Annotated in this window: 9 protein-coding genes; all 9 read right to left on the bottom strand. The window is 70.6% G+C overall.

The features are described from left to right. Positions 1 to 81 precede the first annotated feature (81 nt). Entirely contained in the window at positions 82 to 1,062 is a 981-nt protein-coding gene (locus ACE3QW_RS25000) for a phosphotransferase enzyme family protein (protein WP_374254790.1), read from the bottom strand. A 148-nt stretch (positions 1,063 to 1,210) separates the two neighbouring features. Further along, complete coding sequence (locus ACE3QW_RS25005) at positions 1,211 to 1,810, bottom strand: HupE/UreJ family protein (RefSeq protein WP_374254792.1); 600 nt, start codon at positions 1,808 to 1,810, stop codon at positions 1,211 to 1,213. 36 nt (positions 1,811 to 1,846) lie between these two features. Then, a complete protein-coding gene (gene hypE, locus ACE3QW_RS25010; protein WP_374254794.1) occupies positions 1,847 to 2,917 on the bottom strand; it encodes a hydrogenase expression/formation protein HypE in 1,071 nt (356 codons plus the stop codon). Beyond that, complete coding sequence (gene hypD, locus ACE3QW_RS25015; protein WP_374254796.1) at positions 2,914 to 4,038, bottom strand: hydrogenase formation protein HypD; 1,125 nt, start codon at positions 4,036 to 4,038, stop codon at positions 2,914 to 2,916. Before hypD ends, hypE begins: the two co-directional genes overlap by 4 nt. Positions 4,039 to 4,048: 10 nt before the next feature. Continuing rightward, a complete protein-coding gene (locus ACE3QW_RS25020; protein ID WP_374254798.1) occupies positions 4,049 to 4,348 on the bottom strand; it encodes a HypC/HybG/HupF family hydrogenase formation chaperone in 300 nt (99 codons plus the stop codon). A 257-nt stretch (positions 4,349 to 4,605) separates the two neighbouring features. Next, a complete protein-coding gene (locus ACE3QW_RS25025) occupies positions 4,606 to 6,081 on the bottom strand; it encodes a sigma-54-dependent transcriptional regulator (protein ID WP_374254800.1) in 1,476 nt (491 codons plus the stop codon). Continuing rightward, positions 6,078 to 7,088: a hydrogenase nickel incorporation protein HypB gene (hypB, locus tag ACE3QW_RS25030; protein WP_374254802.1), complete on the bottom strand. Its 1,011-nt coding sequence runs from the start codon at positions 7,086 to 7,088 to the stop codon at positions 6,078 to 6,080. Before hypB ends, ACE3QW_RS25025 begins: the two co-directional genes overlap by 4 nt. Further along, complete coding sequence (gene hypA, locus ACE3QW_RS25035) at positions 7,088 to 7,429, bottom strand: hydrogenase maturation nickel metallochaperone HypA (RefSeq protein ID WP_374254804.1); 342 nt, start codon at positions 7,427 to 7,429, stop codon at positions 7,088 to 7,090. Before hypA ends, hypB begins: the two co-directional genes overlap by 1 nt. After that, positions 7,422 to 8,189: nickel-dependent hydrogenase large subunit (locus tag ACE3QW_RS25040; protein ID WP_374254806.1), on the bottom strand; the 768-nt coding region annotated here is incomplete at its 5' end. The genes ACE3QW_RS25040 and hypA, both read right to left, overlap by 8 nt.

Raw genomic sequence — 8,189 nt, forward strand, 5'->3', positions numbered from 1 at the left:
CTGAAACCCGAACCCGTCCAACCGTGGATCGCCCGGACGAGCCGGGCGATGACGGCGGTGCAAAAGGGGGTAGGACGGCGCCTACCTCCGCCGCGTCAGAAAAGTCTCGGCCAGCGCCAGCGTCCCCGCTGTATAGGGCGCACCCATGGCCTGGGCGGTTGGCGTCTCGGCGTGGGAGGCGACCCAGGCGGTGAGCAGCATCCGGCGCAGCATCACGAACACGTCGAGCTGCGCGTCGGCATCCGCCGGCAAAGGCGCGAGGGTGCGGTAGCCCGCCATCCACGCATCCTTGAGCGCGGGTACCAGCGGCGAATGCTCCATGAAGGAGACGGCCGAGGCGAAGTCGTAGAGGAACCAGGAGAAGCCGCAATCGTCGAAATCGATGAGGGTCAGGCTGTCCCCGTCCGCCAGCAGATTGGCGAGGCGCAGGTCGGCATGGATCAGGCCGAAGCTCTCGGGCGTCGTAAGCCGCGCGAGCCGGTCCTTCAGGGCGAGCGCCGTGCGCTCCAGCAGCGCGCGGCCGGCCGCACCCAGCCCCAGCGCGACGCGGAAATCGCCCCACAGCGGGCGGTCGCCCAGCATGCTCTCGAAATCCCACACCTTGCGGGCGAACCCCTCCGGCCGCTGCCAGCCCTTGGCATGGGCGTGGAGGCGGGCATGGAAGGCGCCGAGGCGGGCGAACCAGTGGGCGAGGTCCGCGCCCTCCTGCGGCTCGACGCCGGGCACGAAGGCGAAGGCGGCCAGCCGGCGCGGGGTGCCGTCCCCATTCACCTCATTCAGGAGGTGGCCGTCGTGCGTGGGAATGATGGCAGGGGTCGGCACAACGCCGTCGGCGCGCAGCGCCTCGATCCAGGCCAGCTCCGAGCGGATTTCCGCCGCCTCGTGATAGCCCGGCCGGTAGACGCGGACGACGATGTCCTGCTGGCCGGCGGTGGCGCGGAAGGTGGCGTTCTCGGAGATGGAGAGGAGCTGGAGCGCCGCGTCCGGCGGCAGGCCCCAGTCCGGCAGATGGGCGCGGACGAGTCCTTCGGTCCGCGCCAGATACGCCTCGTCGTACAGCACCCGTCCGGCCTCTCAAGCGTGTCGGACGGGCGCTATAGCATGTTGGAGGGCGCGCACCATCGGTGCCGGCCTGCGACCGGCGCCGATTGGTTTCGCTCAGGCGCCGCGCGGGCTTTTCTCGTGGCCTTCGCTCAGGCGCCGCGCGGGCTCAGACGAGCCCGGCGAGGATGCCGACGCCGGCCACCGCCACCGCCGCGCCCGCGCCGCGCACGAACTTCTCGCCATGCAGCTCGCCGAAGCGGCCGATGGCCATGCCGAGGCCGAGGCCGGCGAGGTGGAGGAGGGCGGTCGCCGACATGAAGCCGAGGCCGTAGGCGAGGCCAGAGGCATCCGCGGGCATTTCCGCACCGTGGGCGTGGCCGTGGAAGATGGCGAAGAAGCCGACCATGGCCATGGCCGCCGCCAGCGGCGCTTTGACGCCGAAAGCCACCACGCCGCCCAGCACGATCACCGAGAAGGCGATGCCCAGCTCCACGAACGGCACGTCGATGCCGGAGATGCCGAGCGCGCCGCCCACCGCCATCAGGCCGACGAAGGTGGCCGGCACCGCCCAGATGGCGCGCCCGCCGAGCTGCCAGGCGAAGATGCCCACCGTGACCATGGCGAGCAGGTGATCGAGGCCACCGAGAGGATGGGCGAAGCCGTGGCTGAAGCCGTGGACGTCGCCGACGCCGGTATGGGCGGCGGCGAGCTGCGGCAGGAGGGTCAAGGCGGCAGCGGCGGCTGCCGTGCGGAGTGTGCGGTGCATGAAAGTCTCCCCGGTGTTTGAAGGTTTGAAAAAGGTTCAGCAGATGCGGGGCAGTTGATCGCCGACCAGCATGTCGACGATGCGCTCGCCCCCGAAGCGCGTTCTCATGACGACCCGTCCGGGCCGCTCGGACGTGACCTCGCCGATCACCGCCGCCTCGCGGCCCAAAGGATGGGCGCGCAGCGCGGCCAGCGCCGCGTCGCTCTCCCCGGCGGGGACCACGGCGAGGATCTTGCCCTCATTGGCGAGATAGAGCGGGTCGAGGCCGAGGATCTCGCAGAAGCCCATCACCTCCGGCCGCATGGGCAGGCTCAATTCGTCGAGGCGGATGCCGACCTTGCTCGCCTCGGCCAGCTCGTTCACCACCGCCGCGATGCCGCCGCGCGTGGCGTCGCGCATCATGCGCAGGCCGGGGGCGGCGGAAATGAGCGTGTCGATCAGGCCGTTGAGCGGCGCGCAGTCGCTCTCGATGGCGGTGTCCAGCGCAAGGTCGCCGCGGGCATTGAGGATGGCGGCGCCGTGGTCGCCGAGCAGGCCGTTGACGATCACCTTGTCGCCCGGCCGCGCCTTGGTCACGCCCACGTCGAGGCCGGCGCGGATCACGCCGATGCCGGTGGTGGTGATGAAGAGCTTGTCGCAGGCGCCGCGCGCCACGACCTTGGTGTCGCCGGTGGCGATGGCGACGCCCGCCGCCTGCGCCGTCTCGGCCATGGAGCGGACGACGCGGCGGAGCGTCTCCACCTCCAGCCCCTCCTCGATGATGATGGCGCAGGAGAGCGCCACCGGCGTCGCTCCGCCCACCGCGAGGTCGTTCACCGTGCCGCAGACGGCGAGCTTGCCGATGTCGCCGCCGGGGAAGAACAGGGGGTCCACCACGAAGCCGTCGGTGGTGAAGGCGAGCCGGTCGCCCCGCGCCATCAGGGCGGAAAGGTCGAAGCGGGCCTGATCCTCCGGCGCGGCGCGGCCTTCGCCCGAGAAGGCGGAGAGGAACACGTCGTCGATGAGATCGCGCATGGCGCTGCCGCCGCCGCCATGGGCGAGCGTCACCGTCTTCTGCGTCATGGGCCGCCGGCGGGCGGCGGTCGGGGTGGAGAACGGGATGTTCATGCGGCCTCTCCCCGTATACCGCCATATTGATAGTAAGCCGCGCAAGAACCTTCGGAAGACACCATCAGCGCGCCGAGCGGCGTCTCGGGGGTGCAGCCCTTGCCGAACTCGGGGCAGGCCCAGGGCTTCGCGGCGCCGGTGAGCACCTCGCCGCAGCGGCACTGGGCGGGATCGGCCACCTTGATGTCAGGCACGGCGAAGCGCCGTTCCGCATCGAAGGCGGCATAGGGCGCCGTCAGCCGCACGCCCGAGCCGGCGATGGAGCCGAGGCCGCGCCACTCGAAGGTCTCGCGCGGCTCGTACACCTCCTGAACCGCCCGGAGCGCCGCCGGATTGCCATGCTCCGGCACCACGCGGGCATACTGGTTCTCGATCCGCGCCCCGCCGGCCTCGATCTGCCGCAGCACCATGAGCAGGGATTGTAGGAGGTCGATGGGCTCGAAGCCCGACACCACCAGCGGCCGGCCGAACTCTTCCGCGATGAAGCGATAGGGCGACGTGCCGATGACCATGGACACATGCCCCGGCCCGATGAAGCCGTCGATGCCGAGGTCCGGCTGCTCCAGCAAGGCGCGCAGCGTCGGGATGATGGTGATGTGGTTGCAGAACAGGGAGAAGTTCGTCACGCCCTCGCGCGCCGCCCGCTGCACGGTCAGCGCCGTGGAGGGCATGGTGGTCTCGAAACCGAGGCCGAAGAACACGACCTCGCGCTCCGGATTGCGCTTCGCCAGCGTCAGCGCATCCAGCGGCGAATAGACCATGCGCACGTCGACGCCATCCGCCTTGGCCTGAAGCAGGCTCTTCTTGGAGCCCGGCACGCGCATGGCGTCGCCGAAAGTGGTGAAGATCACTTCGGGCCGCTCGGCGATGGCGACGCAATCGTCCACCCGGCCCATGGGCAGCACGCAGACCGGGCAGCCGGGGCCGTGGACGAATTCGACGAGGTCGGGCAGCAGGCCTTCCAGCCCATAGCGGAAGATGGCGTGGGTGTGCCCGCCGCACACTTCCATGATGGCGAAGGGACGGTCGCGCCCGCGCTCCAGCCGCGCGGCGATGGCGCCGATCTCCTTCACCAGAGCGGCGGCGAGGGCGGGGTCGCGGAATTCATCGACGAAGCGCATGTCCGGCTCCTCAGCGCGGGGTGGACAGCAGCTCGACGCTGCCTTGGGTGAGGGCTTCCATCTCGGCCGCCGCCTCGCCGATCTCGGAGAGCACCTTGAGGGTGGCGGCGGCCTCCTCCTCGTCGATGCGGCTCATGGCGAAGCCCACATGGACCAGCACCCAGGCGCCGATGAGGTCCTCCAGCGGCGCGCCGGGCTCGGCCACGCACACCACGTCCACGGTGCGGCGGACGCCGGAAACGTCCACGACACACAGCATGGCCTCCGCGTCCGCGACGGCGACGATCTGTCCGGGAATGCCGAGGCACATGGCGGGGCTCCTATCGAAGACGCGGGAGAAAACTCAAGAACGGGCCGTCATGGCCGGGCTTGTCCCGGCCATCCACGTGGAACGGCTGGGAGCAGACGACAAAAAGGGAGCGCAGTCGGGCCGACGTGGATGCCCGGAACCCGCGTGTTCGCGGGTTCCGTTCTCGGGGCCGGAAGTCGGCAACAGCCGACTTCCGGCACAAGGCCGGGCATGACGCCTGTTTGGGCTGAATGATGTCTGCCCTCATCCCCACCCCCTCAATGCTGGCCGAACGCACCGCCGCGGGCGATGCCGTAGCGGTCGAGCTTGGCGCGCAGGCCGACGCGGGAGAGGCCAAGTTCTTCCGCCGCGCGGCTCTTGTTCCAGCGGCAGCGCACCAGCGTCTCCGTGAGGATGGTCGCCTCCATGCGCTCGATGCGGTCCTTCAGCGGACCGCTCTCCGGCAGCGCGATGGAGGAATTCGCCAGCGTCTCCGGCGCCCGCGTCTCGGCGGCGGCGGCGCGCACCACGTGGGGGGAGAGGAGATCGGCGGAGAGGCTGTCGCGCTCGGTGAGCACCAGCATGCGCGTCACCTCGTTCTGCAATTCGCGCACGTTGCCCGGCCAGTCATAGGCGGACATGCAGGCGAGCGTCTCGTCGCTGAAGCCGCGCACGCGCTTGCCGTGCTGGCTGGAGAGCGCATCAAGCACGCTCTGGGCGAGGACCGGAATGTCCGCCCGCCGCTCGCGCAAGGCGGGGAGCGTCAGCACCATGGCCGAGAGGCGGTAATAGAGGTCTTCGCGGAAGCGGGCGCGGGCCACCTCGCCCTTGAGGTCGCGATGGGTGGCGGCGAGCACGCGCACATTCACCCGCTTCGCCTCGTTGGAGCCCACGGGGCGGATCTCGCCCTCCTGCAGGAAGCGCAGCAGCTTCACCTGGAAGGCGGGGGAAACGTCGCCGATCTCGTCGAGGAAGATGGTGCCGCCGTCCGCCTGGTCGAGGAGGCCGATGCGGGTCACATGGGCGCCGGTGAACGACCCCTTCTTGTGGCCGAACAGCTCGGATTCCAGAAGCTCGTCCGGGATCGCCCCGCAATTCACCGCAAAGAACGGTCGGTCCGAGCGCAGGCTGGAATAATGGATGGCGCGGGCCAGCAGCTCCTTGCCGGTGCCGGTCTCGCCATGGATCAGCACCGGCACGTCGAAGGTCGCCACCTGCGCGGCGCGGGTGCAGACCTGCGAGAGCGGGCTGCCCGGGGCACGCACCAAGGTGTCGAAGTGGAAATTCTGCTTCACCCGCGCTTCCAGCGCGCCGAGGCGGGCCTCGGCATTGCCGGCGGTGAGCTTCATTTCCAGATTCAGCCGCTCATGGTCGCGCTGGAGCTGGAACAGATGCGCGGCATTGCGGGCGGCGAGCAGCAGCTGGTCGGGGTGCCAGGGCTTGGGGATGAACTGGTAGATGCCGGCGTCGTTGATGGCGCCGATCATGTCTTCCGGCTCGGTGTAGCCGGTGACGATGATGCGCAGGATGTCCGGCCAGCGCTCGCGCACCTCGGTGAGCAGCGCGACGCCGGAGGTCTGCGGCATCCGCTGGTCGCAGAAGATCACCTGGATCCACTCATTCTCGAGGATGCGGCGGGCCTCCTCCGCATTGAGGGCGGTGAAAACGTCGAACTCCTCGTCGAGCACGCGGGCGATGACCTCCACCGAGCGCGGCTCGTCGTCCACCACGAGAATGGCCGGGCGCCGGTTCATCGCGCCCCTCCCGCCGCAGCACGGAGCGCCGAGGCTTCGGCCTCGCGGGCGCTCGCAAGCTCGTTGAGGCGGGCGGCGCGGGCGGCTTCCAGCCAGGCGATCCAGCGGGCGAGCCCGATCTCGCCGCGCGAGGAGGTGGTGAGGATGTCCGCCGTCGGGTTGATGCGGCGGATGTTGGCTTCCAGCGTCGCCATGTCCGCATCCACGTGCGGCGCGAGGTCGGCCTTGGTGATGAGGACGAGGTCGGCGCCCTCGAAGATGTCGGGATATTTGAGCGGCTTGTCCTCGCCCTCCGCCACCGAGATGAGCGTGACGCGCTTCGTCTCGCCGAGGTCGAAGGCGGCGGGGCAGACGAGGTTGCCCACATTCTCGATGAACAGCACCCCACCGGGCGGCAGCGGCAGCTTTTCCAGCGCGTGACCCACCATGTGGGCGTCGAGGTGGCAGCCCTTGCCGGTGTTGATCTGCACCGCCGGGGTGCCCACGGCGCGGATGCGGGCGGCGTCGTTATCGGTCTGCTGGTCGCCCTCGATGACGGCGCAGGGGAGGCGACCGGACAGCGCCTTCAGCGTCTCCACCAGAAGCGTGGTCTTGCCGGCGCCGGGGCCGGAGAGGAGGTTCAGCGCCAGCACGCCCGCGGCATCGAGCCGGGCGCGGTTCTTGCCGGCGTAATCGTCGTTCTTGGCGAGGATGGAGGTCTCGATCTCCACCATGCGCGCCTGCGTCAGCCCCGGCGCATGGGCGCGGGCGGGGCCGGTGCCGTAGTCCAGCGTGCCGGCATCGGGCGCGGGGTGGTGGTGATCGTCGTGGTGATGGGGACCATGGTCGTGGTGGTCATGGTCGTGGTGGTCGTGGTCATGCCCGTGTCCATGGGCATGGCTGTGGGTGGTGCCATCCGCATGGGTGTGGGTGTGCGGATGGTCGTGACCATGGGCATGAGAGTGGGAAGGACCGTGCGCCGCGGAAATGGTGGCGCCGTCGCCGCTGCAACCGCAGACCGTGCACATCACATCACCTCCAGGTCTTTGATCTTCATGTCCGTGCCGCCATTGGGCACGAGCCGTTCCCCGCCACACCGGGGGCAGGGGGCGAGGCGGTGGGCGAGCGGCACCGTCTCGGAGCAGTCGAAGCACCAGGCGGTGCCCTCCTCCTCCAGAACCACCAGCTCGGCGCCGTCCGCCAGCGATCCCCGCGTCACCACGTCGAAGCCGAAGCGCAGCGCCTCCACCTCGATGCCGGCGAAGCGGCCGATGGCGAGGCGCACGCGGGTGACGCGCGAGAAATTCTGCGCCTTCGCCGCCTCTTCCATTGCCGAGAGCAGGCTCTCGCACACGGCCATCTCATGCATAGGCGGGCTCCGTGGCGAAGGAGAGGGTGACGGGCACGCAGGGATTGATGGCGCAAACGAGCAGCGGCGCAAGCCACCGCGTCCGCCAGCCGGGTGAGAGGGCGGCGAACGCCCGCTCCATGAGCCCGCCGGGGGCGAGGTTCCAGGCGCTGGGGGAGAGGATGCGATAGGCGGCGACGCGCCCGTCCTCCACCTCCGCCCGATGCCCCAGCAGCCCGCGCGCGGCGGGCGCGATGCCGGCCGGAAGGGGAGGGGCGGGGCGCGGTGCGAGATGGGCAAGGCCATCCACCAGCCGGGCGAGGAGGCGCACGAACAGGCTCGGTCCCTCGGACGCGAGCAGCGCGGCAAGAAGCGGCGTCGCCGCGACGCGGCCCAGCGCGCCGGTTTCGCGGTGGGAGCCGATGGCGGCGGGCGGCCGGGCGAGGGTGGCGGCCAGCACGTCCGCGCTCAGCTCCGGCAGATGCACGTGCCCTTCCGCCGGATCGGCCGCGCGGATGCGGGCGAAGGCGCGGGCGGTGGGCGTCGGCGCCTCCGCGAGCCACGCCTCCAGCTCGGCGGGGGAGAAAGCGGAGAGGTCGCTGGCGTCGCCCACCAGAGCGGCATGGAAGGCGGCGCCGTCCGGCCGGGCGAGGAGGCCGAGGGCGGCGCGGTCCGGCGCCATGCCCAGCGCCAACGGCACGGTGTGGAGCAGGGCGAGCGCGTGGTCGCGCACCGTCTCCCGCGCCATCGTCTCGGCATCGGCGGCGGCGGGCAGGCCCAG

Origin of the sequence: Xanthobacter sp., assembly GCF_041911315.1 — a bacterium.
GTDB classification, from domain to species: Bacteria; Pseudomonadota; Alphaproteobacteria; order Rhizobiales; family Xanthobacteraceae; genus Xanthobacter; species Xanthobacter aminoxidans.